Annotated in this window: 13 protein-coding genes; 9 read left to right on the plus strand and 4 right to left on the minus strand. The window is 33.8% G+C overall.

Annotated elements, in window-relative coordinates:
* The first annotated feature begins 211 nt into the window (after positions 1–211).
* The 7 genes from BW983_RS16150 (at position 212) to recG (ending at position 11,109) form a co-directional block, all read left to right on the plus strand.
* Positions 212–2,341 (plus strand): S9 family peptidase, encoded by a 2,130-nt coding sequence (locus BW983_RS16150; protein WP_076552945.1) that lies wholly within the window; start codon positions 212–214, stop codon positions 2,339–2,341.
* A gap of 203 nt (positions 2,342–2,544) precedes the next feature.
* Positions 2,545–4,200, plus strand: coding sequence for a peptide MFS transporter (locus BW983_RS16155; RefSeq protein ID WP_076552947.1), 1,656 nt, complete (start codon positions 2,545–2,547; stop codon positions 4,198–4,200).
* A gap of 144 nt (positions 4,201–4,344) precedes the next feature.
* Positions 4,345–6,099, plus strand: a complete 1,755-nt coding sequence (locus tag BW983_RS16160) for a peptide MFS transporter (RefSeq protein ID WP_076552949.1) — start codon at positions 4,345–4,347, stop codon at positions 6,097–6,099.
* Between the two features lie 59 nt (positions 6,100–6,158).
* Positions 6,159–6,746 (plus strand): DUF1016 N-terminal domain-containing protein, encoded by a 588-nt coding sequence (locus tag BW983_RS24380; RefSeq protein WP_228409028.1) that lies wholly within the window; start codon positions 6,159–6,161, stop codon positions 6,744–6,746.
* 48 nt (positions 6,747–6,794) lie between these two features.
* Entirely contained in the window at positions 6,795–8,306 is a 1,512-nt protein-coding gene (locus tag BW983_RS16170; RefSeq protein ID WP_076552950.1) for a peptide MFS transporter, read from the plus strand.
* A gap of 42 nt (positions 8,307–8,348) precedes the next feature.
* Positions 8,349–8,882 (plus strand): thioredoxin family protein, encoded by a 534-nt coding sequence (locus tag BW983_RS16175; protein WP_076552951.1) that lies wholly within the window; start codon positions 8,349–8,351, stop codon positions 8,880–8,882.
* A gap of 139 nt (positions 8,883–9,021) precedes the next feature.
* On the plus strand, positions 9,022–11,109 hold the full coding sequence (gene recG / locus BW983_RS16180) for an ATP-dependent DNA helicase RecG (protein ID WP_076552952.1): 2,088 nt from the start codon (positions 9,022–9,024) through the stop codon (positions 11,107–11,109).
* Between the two features lie 591 nt (positions 11,110–11,700).
* Here recG and BW983_RS16185 read toward each other — a convergent pair.
* The 4 genes from BW983_RS16185 to dapA all read right to left on the minus strand — a co-directional run bounded on the left by BW983_RS16185 (position 11,701) and on the right by dapA (position 14,538).
* Positions 11,701–12,147 carry a response regulator gene (locus tag BW983_RS16185; RefSeq protein WP_076552953.1) on the minus strand — a complete coding sequence of 149 codons (447 nt, stop codon included), beginning with the start codon at positions 12,145–12,147 and terminating at the stop codon, positions 11,701–11,703.
* Entirely contained in the window at positions 12,140–12,721 is a 582-nt protein-coding gene (locus tag BW983_RS16190; RefSeq protein WP_076552954.1) for a helix-turn-helix domain-containing protein, read from the minus strand. Before BW983_RS16190 ends, BW983_RS16185 begins: the two co-directional genes overlap by 8 nt.
* A gap of 294 nt (positions 12,722–13,015) precedes the next feature.
* A complete protein-coding gene (locus tag BW983_RS16195) occupies positions 13,016–13,519 on the minus strand; it encodes a GNAT family N-acetyltransferase (protein ID WP_076552955.1) in 504 nt (167 codons plus the stop codon).
* 146 nt (positions 13,520–13,665) lie between these two features.
* Positions 13,666–14,538, minus strand: coding sequence for a 4-hydroxy-tetrahydrodipicolinate synthase (gene dapA, locus BW983_RS16200; RefSeq protein WP_076552956.1), 873 nt, complete (start codon positions 14,536–14,538; stop codon positions 13,666–13,668).
* A 194-nt stretch (positions 14,539–14,732) separates the two neighbouring features.
* Between dapA and BW983_RS16205 the strand changes: the two genes are divergently transcribed.
* Positions 14,733–15,491 (plus strand): 5'-nucleotidase C-terminal domain-containing protein, encoded by a 759-nt coding sequence (locus BW983_RS16205; RefSeq protein ID WP_076553128.1) that lies wholly within the window; start codon positions 14,733–14,735, stop codon positions 15,489–15,491.
* Positions 15,491–16,441 (plus strand): bifunctional metallophosphatase/5'-nucleotidase, encoded by a 951-nt coding sequence (locus BW983_RS16210; RefSeq protein ID WP_076552957.1) that lies wholly within the window; start codon positions 15,491–15,493, stop codon positions 16,439–16,441. The genes BW983_RS16205 and BW983_RS16210 overlap by 1 nt, the downstream gene beginning before the upstream one ends.
* The last annotated feature ends 1 nt before the right edge of the window (position 16,442 follow it).

A 16,442-nucleotide genomic window follows, 5' to 3' on the forward strand; every position in this document is an offset into this window, starting at 1 on the left:
CTTACTAATTAACATAGTTTTTACAATTATTAAAGATTATTTATAAAAAAAACAAAAGTTACAAAATCATAAAAGTTATTTCCCTTTAAGAAATGAAGATGCTAACACTTTATACCCAGAAAACAAAAAATAACAACATAATACTTCTGATTTTTGTTTTATATGGTTATATAATTAAGATTCATTAAATTTGGAATCATTAAAATTAGAAATGAAAAAACTATTCTTAACTCTTACTATAGCGGTTGCATTTCATCATGTATCTGCTCAGGAAATCACTTTAGATAAAATATACTCAGGATATTACCGTGGTAAAGGCATTGCTGGAATTACTTCAATGAAAAACGGTGAGAATTACCTTGTTATTGAGCCATCAGGTATTGCTAAATATTCTTATAAAACATCTCAAAAAGAAGGAAATATCGTAGATGGAAGCTTTGAAAGCTATATATTTTCTGCAGATGAATCAAAAATTCTTTTACAGACAGGGAGCCAGCCTATTTACAGACATTCATTCCTGGGAAAATTTGATGTAAAAGATTTAAAATCAGGAAAAACAATCAGTTTAAATGAAGGCAAACCAGTTCAGGAACCGAGCTTTTCTCCTGATGCTACAAAAGTCGCTTTCATTGTTGATAACAACTTATTTTATCAGGATTTAGCTTCAGGAAAAATTACACAGATCACTACTGATGGTAAGAAAAATGCAATTCTTAACGGGTTGGCAGACTGGGTATATGAAGAAGAGTTTGGACATGCAAGACAATATGAGTGGACAAAGAATTCTGATGCTATCGTATTTGTAAAATCTGATGAAAGCCAGGTTCCGGAAATTTATATTCCTATTTATGGAAAGAATCTTTATCCTACTGAAATGCGCTACAAATACCCTAAAGCTGGAGAAAAAAACTCTGTAGTTACAGCGCAATTATACCGTCTTGATAACGGAAAAACAATGCAGCTGAATTTAGGTTCGTTCAAAAATTATTATATACCGAATGTTTTCCAGACTGCAAAAGCAGATGAGATTGTTTTGATTACATCAGAAAGAATTCAGAATGCTTCAGATGTTTTAAAAGTAAACACTAAAACCGGAGCTGTTCAGAAATTATTCACAGAAACAGATGACAAATGGATCGAAACTGATAGCCCTACAATGGAATTCCTAGAAGATGATTCATTCCTTTGGGCTTCTGAAAGAGATGGAAACCGCCATTTATATTGGTATGACAAAGATGGTAAGCTTAAAAAACAAATTACCAAAGGAAACTGGGAAGTAACAGACTATTATGGTTTCAATCCAAAATCAAAAGAAATTTACGTTCAGACTACAGAAAAAGGAAGTATCAACAAGGTTGTTTCTAAAGTAAATATTGAAAACGGAAAGTCTCAGCTGATTTCTAATACAGAAGGAAATAACTCTGCGAACTTCAGCAAAAACTATAATTATTTCATAGAAACATCTTCCACAGCCGCAAAACCTCATACTTATGTTTTGAAAGATGGTAATGGTAAAACGGTGAAAGAGCTTCAAAACAATAATGATCAACTTCAGAAACTGAAGACCGATAATTTCGTAGAGAAAGAATTTATAACCATTCCTAATGCTGTAGGTGATCAGATGAATGCTTGGGTAATGAAGCCTAAAAATTTCGATCCTAGCAAAAAGTATCCTTTATTTATGTTCCAATATTCCGGACCGGGATCTCAGCAGGTTGCTAATTCATGGGATAATGGTAACGCTATGTGGTTTAATCACCTTGTACAGAAAGGATATATTGTTGCTTGTGTTGATGGACGTGGAACAGGTTATAAAGGATCAAAGTATAAAAAAGTTACTTATATGAATCTTGGTAAGTATGAGATTGAAGACCAGATCACAGCTGCAAAATGGTTCGGAAATCAATCTTATATTGATAAAAGCAGAATCGGAATGTTTGGATGGAGTTTTGGTGGTTATATGACCAGCTTAGCAATGACAAAAGGAGCTGATGTTTTCAAAATGGGTATTGCTGTAGCTCCTGTTACCAACTGGAGATATTATGATTCAGTATATACGGAAAGATTTATGAGAACTCCTCAGGAAAACCCTGATGGATATGACAAGAACTCTCCTACTGAATACGCTAATCTATTGAAAGGAAAATTCCTTTTAATCCACGGAACAGCTGATGACAATGTACATTTCCAAAATTCTATGGAATTATCTGAAGCTTTGATTCAAAATAAAAAACAGTTTGATTTCATGGCGTATCCGGATAAAAATCACGGGATTTATGGTGGACAAACAAGACCGCAATTGTATCAGAAAATGACGGATTTTATTTTGAATAATCTGTAAATTAAATGGTGAAGCAGATTCTTTATATAAAAGCATCAGATTCACCAGCAATATTCCCAAAAAATCAGAATTAAATATAAATCCCTTTCAATGTTTTTGAAAGGGATTTTTTCTATTAATTTCATTAATCATTTACCCAAGTATTATTTATTTTATCAATTGAAATTAAAAACTTATTTTTGGGGGAATTGAAATTTGAATATATGAAGACTAAACATCCTAAAGGGCTTCCTTACCTTTTCTTTACTGAAATGTGGGAGCGTTTCGGGTACTACCTGATTCTTGGAATCTTTGTTCTGTATGTCATTGAACCTACAGGTATGAAAGGCGGGCTAGGGCTGCCAGACAAAACTGCTGATGACATTTTCGGAACTTATATTGCCTTAACTTATCTTACCCCTTTTATTGGTGGTTTCTTAGCCGATAGAGTTTTAGGATATATAAAGTCTATTTACCTTGGAGGGTTTTTAATGGCTGCCGGATATATAGGAATGGGTGTCTTTAAAGATTTACCTCTATTTTATTCTTCCCTGGCATTAATTATCATCGGAAACGGTTTCTTTAAACCTACTATTTCTACTTTATTAGGAAATCTTTATTCTGAAGAGCCTTATAAAGCAAACAAAGACTCCGGATATAATATTTTCTACATGGGAATCAATATCGGAGCGTTTATCTGTAACATTATTGCTGCATTTATGCGTAACAAATTCGGTTGGGGTGAAGCTTTCATCACTGCCGGAGTCGGGATGTTAATCGGTATGGTTATTTTTACCATCGGTAGAAAACATTACATCCATGCTGCACAGATGAAGCCTGTACAGGAAGGTGATACGAAACTTTCTGAGATTTTGATCAAAGTATTTGTTCCTGCTATTGCTGCCGGAGCATTGGGATGGTTTATTCCTAATAATATTTTTGGAAGTGACAGCACTGATGCCTTCATTTTTGCATGTATTCCTGTTATTTACTTCTATGCATCTCTTTACTTTAAAGCTAAACCGGATGAAAAAGCATCAATTGGTGCCCTACTTTCTGTATTCTTGATCAGTATGTTTTTCTGGGCTGTTTTCAAACAAAACGGAACAGCATTGACAAGATGGGCAAACTATTATACAGACAGAAGTGTTCCTGCTTCATTGGAAAAACCTTTGGAAGGAATCTATATGGTGGAAGGAAAGAGCTACGAAGACAAAGAAGTTCCTGTTTATGATAATCAATTCCGTTCTCAGAAAGATGATAATGGAGATACTAAAAAAGAAACAGGGAAAGATGTTTACTTTAAAAATATCAGTCCGGAACAGCGCGCTGCTCTTGAGAAAAACCCGGAAAGTAAAGTATACCTATATAATACAGAGCTATTCCAGTCTATCAATCCATTCTGGGTAATTGCATTAACACCCGTAATTGTAGGATTCTGGGCATTATTGAGAAGAAAGGGTAAAGAGCCTTTGACTCCTACTAAAATCGTTTTAGGACTATTTATTTCAGGATTGTCCTGTCTTGTGATGGTTTTAGCAGTAATGGCTGGCGATAACGGATCTGTAAAAGTTTCTCCTTTATGGCTGGTTGCGAGTTACGGAGTAATCACAATTGGAGAATTATGTCTTTCTCCAATGGGACTTTCATTTGTTTCCAAGCTTTCTCCTGCGAGAATTACAGCATTGATGATGGGAGGTTTCTTCCTTGCCAATTCTGTAGGAAATAAACTTTCAGGAATCCTGGCAAGTACATGGTATAATTATGAAAACAAGACGAATTATTTCCTTGTGAATTTCGCTTTGTTAATATTTGCTACACTTTTAGGGCTATCAATGTTAAAAAGATTAAATAAGATTATGAAGGAAAAAGGACACTAATCCTTTGATATTATCCTTATATGATAAAGAATAGAAAGCTGTGGAATAGTTCCACAGCTTTTTTATTTAAAAATAAAATTAAAACCTTGCCAAAAACCCAAAATAAACTATATTTGTCAGTCTTAACAAAAATTAACAATAGAAATGGATAATATTGAAGCAATAAGTCCGAAACCGGATGAATTGGTAGAGAATAAGGGCTCCAGACATCCAAAAGGATTATGGGTTCTATTCGGAACGGAAATGTGGGAGCGTTTCAACTTTTACGGAATGAGAGCACTTTTGACGCTCTTTATGGTAAATTCCTTATTGATAAAAGAAGCTGATGCAGCTATTATCTATGGTGGATTTTTAGCTTTATGTTATTTGACTCCGCTTTTAGGAGGATTTATTGCTGATAAATATATCGGAAATAGATTTGCTATTATCGTTGGTGGATCATTGATGGCAATTGGTCAGTTTTTACTATTCATCAGTGCTTCTACTTTCTCTGCAGACATCGGAAGTGCTAAAATGATCATGTGGCTTGCTTTATTTGTTATCATTTTTGGTAATGGATTCTTCAAACCGAACATTTCTTCAATGGTGGGTAGTCTTTATCCTAAGCAGGAAAAATCTAAATTAGACTCTGCATTCACCATTTTCTATATGGGGATCAACATTGGAGCATTCTTAGGTCAGTTTATTTGTCCTTACGTAGGAGACGTGAAAGATGCTACAACAGGAGTAAGAGATATTTTTGCTTTCAAATGGGGGTTCTTAGCGGCTTCAATTGCAATGTTAATCGGAACGGTAACATTCTTTATCCTTAAAAACAAATACGTTGTAACTCCGGAAGGAAGACCTATCGGAGGTTTACCAAAAAATAACAGTACTGCAGATTTCGAAGAAGGAGAGTCTCAGACTGCGAAATTCTCAGGGGCTTCTTTAGGGATCACTGTAGGTATATTTGCTGTTTTATTCTTTGCCTTCAGATATCTATTGGTAGGTGAATTTGGGTTTAACTCAATGGAGATGGGACAATTAATCAAAGGTATTATTTATCCGTTCATCTATGCTGCAGGTATTTCCCTGGCATTCCTGATCATGACTTCTGCTGAAAACAAAGTGGAAAGACAGAGAATCTGGGTAATTTATATTGTTTCATTCTTCATTATCTTCTTCTGGGCTGCTTTCGAACAGGCAGGATCTTCACTAACATTCATTGCAGATAATCAAACAGATAGAAATATCTTCGGATGGAATATGCCACCTTCAATGGTACAGATTTTCAACGGAATTTTCGTTGTATTACTAGCTTTCCCTTTCAGTTTAATGTGGGATAAGTTAAGAGCTAACGGAAAAGAGCCAGTATCTCCTTTCAAACAAGCTATGGGTCTTGCGATCATCGCTTTAAGTTATTTCATCATTGCTCACAATGTAAAAGACCTTGGTAACTCAGGATTATTAGCAATCAAATGGTTAATGCTTCTATACTTTATCCAAACTTGTGGTGAGCTTTGTTTATCTCCAATCGGGCTTTCTTTGGTAGGAAAACTTGCTCCGAAGAGATTTGCATCATTATTATATGGAGTGTTCTTTATCTCAAATGCTGCCGGATATGCTTTGGCTGGTTCATTAGGTGCATTGATCCCTGCAACAGGTGATAAATTTAAAAAAGCACAGGAAATAGGAGTAAATCTACAGGATGTTTTAGATAAAAAAGTAACCTTGACAACTGATCAGGTTGCTGCATTTGAAAAAGCTCAATTACCATTACATAACCCTACTTTTGTAGGATTTGAGATCCACAACTTATTCGAATTCTTTATGGTATTCGTGGTGCTTTGTGGTATTGCTTCTGTAATTTTAGCTTTATTATCTCCGATATTAAAGAAAATGATGCACGGTGTAAACTAATTGCATTAACAAAATATGAATAAAACCTCTGCTAAGTCGGAGGTTTTTTTTATTTTCGTATGATGGAAATTTCCGAAGATTCTTTATTCCAGTCCGTAAAGGAAATCATTAGACAATCGCGCGAAAAAGTTTTTCGAATAGCGAATTCTACACTACTGCTTACTTACTGGCAGATTGGAAAACTTATTGTTGAAGATGAACAACAGGGAAAAGAACGCGCTGAATACGGAAAATATACATTAAAGAACCTATCTCAGAAACTTACTTTGGAGTTTGGAAAAGGATTTGATGAAAGTAATTTGAGAAATATGCGCTCTTTTTATCAGACTTTTCCAATATGTGACGCACTGCGTCACGAATTGAGCTGGACTCATTACAGGCTATTATTCAAAATAGATAATACTCAGAAAATCAATTATTATATAGATGGAGCTATTCAAAATAACTGGAGTTCGAGAGATCTAAAAAGACAAATCAATTCCCTGGCTTACGAAAGAGTTTTAAAACATAAAAAAGCTTCCACTAAAAGTATTCATAGTGTTTTAAAAGATCCTTACATTTTTGAATTTCTGGGATTAATACCTGCTGTACCTCCCCAAAGAATAAGAATTAAAACAAATCATCGATCAGGACAGAATCCGTTTTGAACTGGATCAAGATAATAAAAACCTTAATTAAAACAATCATATATCATTATGAGCTTAACTTTAGATGAAATACAAAATTTCAAAGGAAAATATCCCAGACAAATCTGGAGTCTGTTTTTCTCTGAAATGTGGGAACGCTTCTGTTTCTACGGAATGCGTGGAATGCTGGTTTTCTTTATGATCTCGCAGCTTAATTTCCACGAAAAAGAAGCTAACCTTCAGTATGGTGCCACTCAGGCATTTGTATATGCCTTCACTTTTGTAGGCGGACTTTTTGCCGATAAAATTTTAGGATTCCGAAAATCCCTTTTCTGGGGTGGACTTCTGATGATTCTTGGAAGCTTAATTTTAGCTACAGATCCACATAAATTCTTCTTTTTAGGAATTGCATTTACCGTAGTGGGAACAGGTTTTTTCAAACCAAATATTTCTTCAATGGTAGGACAGCTTTATAAACCAAATGATTCAAGAGCTGATGCCGGTTTTTCACTTTTCTACGCAGGGATCAACCTTGGAGCATTGTTGGGAGGATATTTATGTATTGCTATTGGTAAAGGAGAATTCTTAGGAAATATTATTGCTGAAGAAATGAGGTGGCACATTGCCTTTGGATTAGCTTCAGTAGTAATGGTTATCAGCTTAATCAACTTTGTATTTACCCAAAGAAGACTGGGAACTATCGGACTACAGCCAGGACATCCTTTAGCTGAAACGAAAAGCGCTCCTATTCCGAAATGGAAAGAGTATGGGGTATATGTTCTGTCTCTGATTTTCATTCCAATCATTATGACAATGGTTGCAAAAACGGAATATACAGATTATTTTATGTGGACGATCGGACCATTGACTTTGATCTATTTATTCTATGAAATGTCTAAAGTAACCGCTGCTGAACGTAAAAAGCTTTGGGCTGCATTAGTATTCATTATTTTCTCTATTATTTTCTGGGGAATCTATGAGCAAAGTGGAGGTTCATTAAGTATTTTCGCTGCGAAAAATTTAAATAAAGATCTTTTCGGATTAGACCCGAATGGTGTCAACAACTCAGGAGGTGCATTTTTCATTATCTTCCTTGCACCGTTGGTAGGTCTTCTTTGGATCTGGTTGAATAAAAGAAAAATTGAACCCAATACCATTATAAAATTCGGATTAGGATTCATTTTCTTAGGAGCAGGATATTATGTATTGTTTGCAACGCGTCTATTTGCAGACCTTCAGGGAATCACTTCTCTGAACTTCTTCACATTGGCATTATTAATCATTACCCTTGGGGAATTGTGCCTCTCTCCTATCGGATTATCCATCATGACCAAACTTTCAACTAAAAACCTTCAGGGCATGATGATGGGTATGTGGTTCCTTGCTTCAGCATATGGACAGTACGTTGCCGGAATTATCGGAGCTAGTCTTGCAACCGCGAAAGAAGGATCAACTAACTATGATGAATTGATCACTTACACTGATGGATATAAACAATTGGGATTGTATGCGATAATTGCCGGAGTGGTATTAATTTTGATATCTCCGTTTGTGAAAAAATTAATGCAGGATGTAAAATAAAAAAATAAGTAATTATGCTTATTTTTACGTAAATATCAAATTATGAAAAAAATTTTAAGCATAGTTCTCTTATTACTATTAAACTTTAGTTTTGCTCAGGTAAAATGGATGACTATTGAAGAAGCCTTAAAAGCTCAAAAAGAAAATCCTAAAAAAATACTGATTGATTTTTATGCAGACTGGTGTGGTCCATGTAAGATCATGGATAAAAAAACATATGGTCATCCGATAATTGGTCAGGTGCTCAATGAAAATTATTATCCTGTAAAATTTAACGCAGAAGAAAAAAAGAGCATTGAAATTTTTGGAAGAAAATTTTCCAATCCAAATACAGAACAGAAAAAAGGAAGAAATTCGCTACATGAATTTACTCAATATATGAATGTAGGAGCTGTTCCGAGTACTGTATTTCTGGATGAACATGGTGACCCGATCACTATTCTTCAGGGAGAATTATCCGCCAAAGAACTGGAACCTTACCTGGAACTGATTTCAAAGGATCTATTTAAAAAAATCCGAACGAGAGAACAATGGGAAGATTACCAGAAGAAATTCAAATCTAAAATTAAAGATTAACAGCAATTGAAGTTTCAACCTTTGAATTGCCATCAATAAAACATAAGACTTTCAATTTTTTTTGGAAGTCTTTTTTATTTTACCGAAATTCGAACCTTTGTTTTTTCATACAATATTCGACTTCCGAATCTGAGATAAAATGACTTTAGAAACCTCCATAGAATACGTAAAAGGAATAGGTCCGGAAAGAGCCAAACTCATCAAAAGTGTGCTGGGATTATCCACTGTAGAAGATATGCTGAACTTCTACCCTATCCGTTATCTGGATAAAAGTAAAATCTATAAAATATCTCAGCTTCATGAGGAAACAAGTCAGGAAATCCAGTTTAAAGGAAAAATTACCCAAGTTCAGGAAATTCAGACTGGGAAAACCAAAAGATTAACGGCAAAGTTCAATGATGATACAGGAAGTATGGATCTTGTATGGTTTCAGTACTCAAAATGGCTGAAAGAACAGCTTCCCATTAATCGTGAAGTTTATATTTTCGGAAAAATCAATGTTTTTAACCGTCAGTTTTCAATGCCACATCCTGAAATTGAAGCAGAGGAAAAAAAAGAAGGCGAGAGCCGTTTAAAACCAATATACCCAAGTTCTGAAAAGCTTACCAAAAGAGGTCTTAACCAAAGGTTTTTTCAAAATGCGTTAAGAAATATCTGTAAAGAAATTCCTAATCTTATTGAGGAAAACTTTCCTGAATACTTGATGAAGACTTTTAAATTTATGTCTAGACAACATGCTTTTCTGAATGTACATTTTCCGAAAGATCAGGAACATTTTGATAAGGCTGATTTCCGTTTAAAATTTGAAGAATCTTTCTTCTTTCAGTTAGGATATGGTTTAAAAAAGCTTCATCATAAAACTCAATCATTTGGAAACCCGTTTCCAATTATCGGAGATCATTTCAATAATTTCTATGAAAATCATCTTCCGTTTGAACTTACCGGCGCTCAAAAAAGAGTTTTAAAGGAAATCCGGATGGATATGAAAAGACCTATTCAGATGAACAGGCTTTTACAGGGAGATGTAGGTTCAGGAAAAACAATGGTTGCACTTCTTACTATGCTGATTGCCATGGACAATGGTTTTCAAAGCTGTATGATGGCACCTACTGAAATTCTGGCACAGCAACATTATAATGGAATAAAAGATTTACTTGAAAAAACAGGTATCAATATTAGATTATTGACTGGTTCTACCAAAGCGAAGGAAAGAAAAATTATTCATGAAGAACTTGAAAATGGGACTCTTTCCATACTTGTAGGAACTCATGCTGTACTTGAAGATAAGGTTAAATTCAAAAATCTTGGATTGGCTATTATTGATGAACAGCATCGGTTTGGTGTAGCACAACGAGCTAAACTTTGGGCAAAGAATAAAATTCCGCCACATATTCTTGTTATGACCGCAACGCCTATTCCAAGAACCCTTGCCATGAGCTTTTATTCTGATCTTGATGTTTCGGTGATCGATGAAATGCCTGTAGGAAGAAAACCGATCATTACAGCTCACAGAAGAGAAAAAGACAGGCTGTATGTGTATAATTTCTGTAAGGATGAAATTAAAAAAGGCAGACAGGTTTATTTTGTATATCCACTGATTGAAGAATCTGAAACGTTGGATTACAAAAACCTAATGGAGGGACTTGAACATGTCATGGATTTCTTCTCTGATTATAATGTTACCATGTTGCATGGAAAAATGAAACCGGACGAGAAAGACGCTGCAATGAATTATTTTGCTTCCGGAAAGGCTGAAATTATGGTTGCCACCACCGTTATAGAAGTTGGTGTGAATGTCCCCAATGCCTCTGTGATGGTTATTGAAAGTTCTGAAAGATTCGGGCTTTCTCAGCTTCACCAGCTTAGAGGACGTGTAGGAAGAGGTGCTGAACAAAGTTATTGTATTCTGATGACCTCGGATAAGTTATCGAAAGAAAGCAGAACCCGTATCAAAACAATGACTGAAACCAATGACGGTTTTAAAATCTCTGAGGTTGATATGCAGCTTCGTGGTCCTGGTGATATTCTAGGAACCCAGCAAAGTGGTGTTGTAGATTTTAAAAGGTTGGATCTTGTGAAGGATTCTGCAATTATTAAAACCACAAAAAATACTGTTGATAAAATTTTGGAAGCTGACCCAATGCTTACAAGGCAGGATAATTTGATTATCAAAAATTACTATATCAAGTATTATAAAGGAAAAAATAAGTGGAGTAAGATTTCATAAAAAAAACCGCAGAAAATATTTCCTGCGGTCCCCTTATAAAACTGTTATTTAGAAGAAATTACTTTTGGTCTGTTTTAAAAAATTTATTTTAATAGTTTAGGCTTAATATTTTGTGATGTGGTGTGAAAATATCTATATAATAAGTTAAAGCTTTAACTATTAAAATAAATTATAAAAAACAAAATGAATTACGTTTCCAATTTGCTTATTATAAAAACTAACTGTTGTTTAGTTGGAGATGAGGGAATGAAACGAATAAAAATACCTCCAACTATCTCGAGTTTTCATGATTGTACCGTTTTGTTTAAAGATCTTCTATGCTTTAAAATCGGAAATTAATATAATTCATTTTGTTAAACGTCGTGATTTATATTTTTTGTTTTTAGAAACAATTACTTCTCATTCATCTGTATCTTACTGTATATAATCTAATTTGTGTCTGAGTTTACATTTACAAATGTCAAGATATTAAATGAGAGTTTCTTTATATTATTTTAATTATTAGTTATAAAATTTTCACTTATTTGTGAATAGTATGTAATAAATACAACTTTATCTCTTTCGTTATTAAGCTAAAAAAATGTTTATTCATCACACTTTCAGAATAAAATTTTCTTTATTTAAGCCTGAAGTATGGTACTGCCAATTTATGGTAATAATGTCTGTAAGCGTTTTCTTCAGATCCTTAAAATCTTCAGGTTCCTTCATGCAAATATTCGCTCCTCTTACAAAAATATCTTCAATTTGACATTCATCAAACTGTTGAGAATATATTGTCGTTACCATATTATTGAACTTCTCATTTCTCTTAAATTCATCAATACACTCTAAACTGCTTTTCTCAGAAATATCATGTTGAATAAAAACAATTTCAGGAATCATTGCATCATCATTATTCAAATATTCCATTAAATTCTGTCCATTATTGAAGCATTGAACTTTTATAGAGATTTTTAGCTCTTTAAATATATTTTTTAAAAAAATTAAAGTGTTTTCATTATTATCTGCTACTATTACGTTCAGAAATTCTTTATTCATACTGCATTTTAGGATTTATTACCGTACTCTGGATTCTTCTTCTTTTTCCTACAATCTTTTGAAACTGGGATGGTGTGATTCCCGTTGTATTTTTAAACTGTGTACTTAAATGTGCCACACTGGAATAATTCAGTTTATGGGCTATTTCTGTAAGACTTTGTTTATTTCTTATGATCAAAGCTTTTGCATGTTCTATTTTCTGTAGAATAATAAAGTTCTCTATGGAAGTAAAGGCTACTTCTGAAAATAGATTGGAAAGATATCCATAGCTGTGATTAAGTTTTTCAGAAATATAGATGGATGCTTTTACAGGAATAATCTCATCAGAAAAGACAAGTTCTACAATGGCATCTTTTATTTTCTGTACCAAAGCTGTTTTTTGGCTTTCTATGATTTCAATACCATAATCTTCAAGATTCTTCTTAAAAAGAGTATGCTGTTCTTGGGTAAAGGGTTCATAAAATTCTACCTCCCCGAAGTTCAGCAACCGGTATTTCAGCCCGTGTTCCTTGAGTTTTTCGTCCAATACCTTTTTGCAAAGGGCATTGAAGTCAAATTTTACGTACATTTTCATCCTAGTATATGTAAGTCATTATTTTTAGTAAATATAACAATTTATTTCAATTAAAAGTGAAATAGAGATATATTTTTTAAACTTTGATTCTACACAAAAAAACTCCTGTATTACTGAATACAGGAATTTAAACACTAAGGATGAAAAAAATATACTGATAAAAAGCTAAATAAGCTCAAAACCAAGCATATGAATGTATTGTTATAAGTGATTTGGTTCTGAAGCAAAGATGATTCAAAAAAAGAACTCACTTGTTATAGAATTACAGGATAAAGTTACAAAATTTTAAGTCAATCATTCGTGAATTAGAAACTCCATTAAGTAATCGTCCATCACAAATCCGTTTCCAATATCAAAAACTCCTTCGCCATAAACCTTGTATCCTTGGGATTCATAGAATTTCCGAGCTTCATTATATTTATTTACATTCAGGATAATTCTGTTATTATTATTTTCTGATACTTTTTCATTCAAAAACTTTAATGCTCCTTTACCCATCCCTTTTCCTTTACTTTCAGGAACCAGATAAATACGATGTAATTTGGTAGTTTGGGGTTCATAATTATGTTGATAGCCAATAAATCCTTCATAAGAATTGGTTATCTCATCCAGAATAAGATAATAATGATAATCAGAGTTTTGAAGATGGCTTATAATTTCCGTTTCAGAATACATCTCTGCGAGCATATACTCCATTTGTTCTTTAGAAAGAATCTCTGCATAAGCCTTTTCCCATGATCTCCTTGCCAGATCCTGGATCAGTGGAATGTCTTTTTCTGTTGCTTTTATTAGTTTCATGATTTTGTAATTATGATTAAAAAAAGTGAAAAGTATAAACTTTCCACTTTACAATTATTTTCGGACCTGAATGATCAATTTTACATCATTAGCATATTTTAAATATGATATTAAAACATTCTTTCTGATCATTGAAAATTCCGTTCTTAGATGTTTACCATTTCAGCTTTAATTTTTGCTGTCAAACCTTCTGAAGCAGCTACTAAAGGAAGTCTTAAATAGTTTTTAATGATTCCTTTTTCAGCCAATATTACTTTAATACCACAAGGATTTCCTTCTGCAAAAATCAAACGTGTGATCTCAACTAATTTGTTATGAATCTCGTACGCTTCTTTTATTTTACCATCAAAAGCCAATTGTACCATAGTAGAGAATTCTTTTGGATATCCCTGCCCTATTACAGAAATTACTCCATTTCCTCCTGCTAAAGTTACAGGAAGTGTGTACTCATCATCTCCGGAAACCAAAGAGAAACCTTCAGGTTTTTTTCTAAGAATATCGAAGTATTGTAAAATATTTGGAGCCGCTTCTTTAATCATCAGTAGATTCGGGAATTCTTTTGCAAGACGGATCGTAGTATCTGCATCAATATTCTGTCCTGTTCTGGAAGGAACATTATAAATGATGATATTCTTTCCTGTAGACGCCAAAACCTTATAGTGCTGATAAAGTCCCTCCTGATTAGGTTTATTATAGTAAGGAGATACAGAAAGTACGGCTTCAAATGCTGAAAGATCAGCTTCCTCAATCTGTTTCTTAACTTCAAGAGTATTGTTACCGCCGATTCCCAATACCAATGGAAGACGTTTATTATTTACCTTAATGATATGCTCAATTACCTGTTTCTTCTCATCATCAGAAAGCGTAGCGGCTTCTGCCGTAGTTCCCAATACCACCAAATAATTGGTTCCGTTATCGATGTTATATTCAATCAGTTTTGTTAAACTATCGAAGTCAACGGATAAATCTTCATTAAAGGGTGTTACCAATGCAACACCTACTCCTTTTAAAATGCTCATCTGTTAGAATTATTTTTGTCAAATTTAATAATTTACAGTAAGAATTTGTAATAAATAATAATGTTTTATTATACATATAGTTATATTTGCATATACTAAAAGATATTATGAAATTGCCATAACTGAAATTGTTTGCAAAAAACACAGAAAAAACGGTAATTACATATAACCTTATAAAAAATAATTTGCAGCATATGAAAAATAAATTCTTGTTATTAGGAATTGCTCTGGTATCTCTTACAGCATGCAAAACGGCTTCTTCGCCACAACTTGCCAATGTAAAAACCCAGAAAAATATTTCTATTAATAATGAGCTAAAAAATGATGAGGAGTTTGTAAAATTTATTGAACCTTATAAGCAGAAACTGGATCGTGAAATGAACCAAAAGATCTCCCATACTAACGTAGATCTTACCAAGCAGGGTGACAACAGTAATCTAGGCAATCTTTTAGCTGATTATACACTTGAAGGAGGTGATGTATGGACAAAAGCTAATCTGAAACAAACAGTAGATGCAGCTTTGATCAATATCGGTGGGATTCGCACGACTATCGGGAAAGGTGATATTATGTTGAAAAATGTTTTTGAAGTAATGCCTTTCGAAAATGAGCTGATCATTGTAAAAATGAGAGGAGCCGATTTACCGGGACTTTTTGAATATTACGCCAAAACACAAGTTAATAATCCAGTGTCTCAATTATATATTGAAACCAAAGACGGACAATTAACCAAATCTTTAATCAACGGAAAGACAGTAGAACCAAACAAAGACTACTACATTGCTACTTCAGACTATCTTGCGCTAGGAGGTGATAATATGAAGTTTTTTTCCAAAGGAGAAGCAATTCCGACAGGAGTAAAGCTTAGGGATTTATATATTGAATATTTCAAAAAAAATCCTGAAATAGTACCTACATCAGATGTTCGTTTAAATTTTATCGGTAAAAAGTAATGGATAGAAAAAGTTTTTTAAAAGCAATAGGTGGTGGATCTTTAGCAATGGCTTTAGCTCCCAATATGATGATGGCGGAAGAGTTGAAAATGCTTGACTTGAAATCTGCAAATAAACTGACCATCCTTCATACCAATGACCAACATAGCCGAATAGAACCTTTTGATGCAAGCTATACAAAGAATCCTAATCAGGGAGGGTTTGCAAGAAGGGCAAGTTTAATTCAACAAATCAGAAGTCAGGAAAATAATGTCTTACTCCTTGACTCAGGTGATATTTTCCAGGGAACACCCTATTTCAACTTCTTTGGCGGTGAACTGGAATTCAAATTAATGTCCATGATGAAGTATGATGCTTCTACCATGGGTAATCATGATTTCGATAATGGATTAGAAGGTTTTTTAAAAGTTCTTCCGAATGCAAAATTCCCTTTCATCTGCTCGAATTATGATTTTAAAAATACCATATTGGATGGGAAAACATCTCCTTACAAGATTTTTAACAAAAACGGAATCAAAGTTGGGATCTTTGGTGTCGGAATCGAGTTAGATGGTCTTGTAGGAAAAAAGCAATATGGAGACACCATTTATTCTAATCCGATTGATGTGGCACAACATTATTCTAACTTTCTGAAAAATGATCAGAAGTGCGATCTTGTTATCTGTCTTTCACATATTGGATATGACTACAAAGACGAACCGAACAAAATAAGTGATAAAATTTTAGCAGCCAGCACAGAAAATATTGAAATTATTCTTGGCGGGCATACTCATACTTTCTTACCGGAACCTCAGACTTTTACCAACAGACAAGGCAAGAATGTTCTTGTAAACCAGGTGGGATGGGCAGGACTTCTTTTGGGTAGGATAGATTTTTACTTTGATACAAACAAAAACGTAAAGCATATTTCCTGGAACAATCAGGCAATAGACAGCAGCATAATAGCATAAC

It is taken from the genome of Chryseobacterium ureilyticum (assembly GCF_900156735.1).
GTDB classification, from domain to species: Bacteria; Bacteroidota; Bacteroidia; order Flavobacteriales; family Weeksellaceae; genus Chryseobacterium; species Chryseobacterium ureilyticum.

What these genes read in the sequence shown, in the direction of transcription:
- BW983_RS16150 (WP_076552945.1), top strand. Translation starts at nt 212, where the DNA reads ATGAAAAAACTATTCTTAACTCTTACTATAGCGGTTGCATTTCATCAT.
- BW983_RS16185 (WP_076552953.1), bottom strand. Translation starts at nt 12,147, where the DNA reads ATGAATAAAGAATTTCTGAACGTAATAGTAGCAGATAATAATGAAAAC.
- BW983_RS16210 (WP_076552957.1), top strand. Translation starts at nt 15,491, where the DNA reads ATGGATAGAAAAAGTTTTTTAAAAGCAATAGGTGGTGGATCTTTAGCA.
- BW983_RS16190 (WP_076552954.1), bottom strand. Translation starts at nt 12,721, where the DNA reads ATGAAAATGTACGTAAAATTTGACTTCAATGCCCTTTGCAAAAAGGTA.
- BW983_RS16195 (WP_076552955.1), bottom strand. Translation starts at nt 13,519, where the DNA reads ATGAAACTAATAAAAGCAACAGAAAAAGACATTCCACTGATCCAGGAT.
- BW983_RS24380 (WP_228409028.1), top strand. Translation starts at nt 6,159, where the DNA reads ATGATGGAAATTTCCGAAGATTCTTTATTCCAGTCCGTAAAGGAAATC.
- BW983_RS16175 (WP_076552951.1), top strand. Translation starts at nt 8,349, where the DNA reads ATGAAAAAAATTTTAAGCATAGTTCTCTTATTACTATTAAACTTTAGT.
- BW983_RS16170 (WP_076552950.1), top strand. Translation starts at nt 6,795, where the DNA reads ATGAGCTTAACTTTAGATGAAATACAAAATTTCAAAGGAAAATATCCC.
- dapA (WP_076552956.1), bottom strand. Translation starts at nt 14,538, where the DNA reads ATGAGCATTTTAAAAGGAGTAGGTGTTGCATTGGTAACACCCTTTAAT.
- BW983_RS16160 (WP_076552949.1), top strand. Translation starts at nt 4,345, where the DNA reads ATGGATAATATTGAAGCAATAAGTCCGAAACCGGATGAATTGGTAGAG.
- BW983_RS16205 (WP_076553128.1), top strand. Translation starts at nt 14,733, where the DNA reads ATGAAAAATAAATTCTTGTTATTAGGAATTGCTCTGGTATCTCTTACA.
- recG (WP_076552952.1), top strand. Translation starts at nt 9,022, where the DNA reads ATGACTTTAGAAACCTCCATAGAATACGTAAAAGGAATAGGTCCGGAA.
- BW983_RS16155 (WP_076552947.1), top strand. Translation starts at nt 2,545, where the DNA reads ATGAAGACTAAACATCCTAAAGGGCTTCCTTACCTTTTCTTTACTGAA.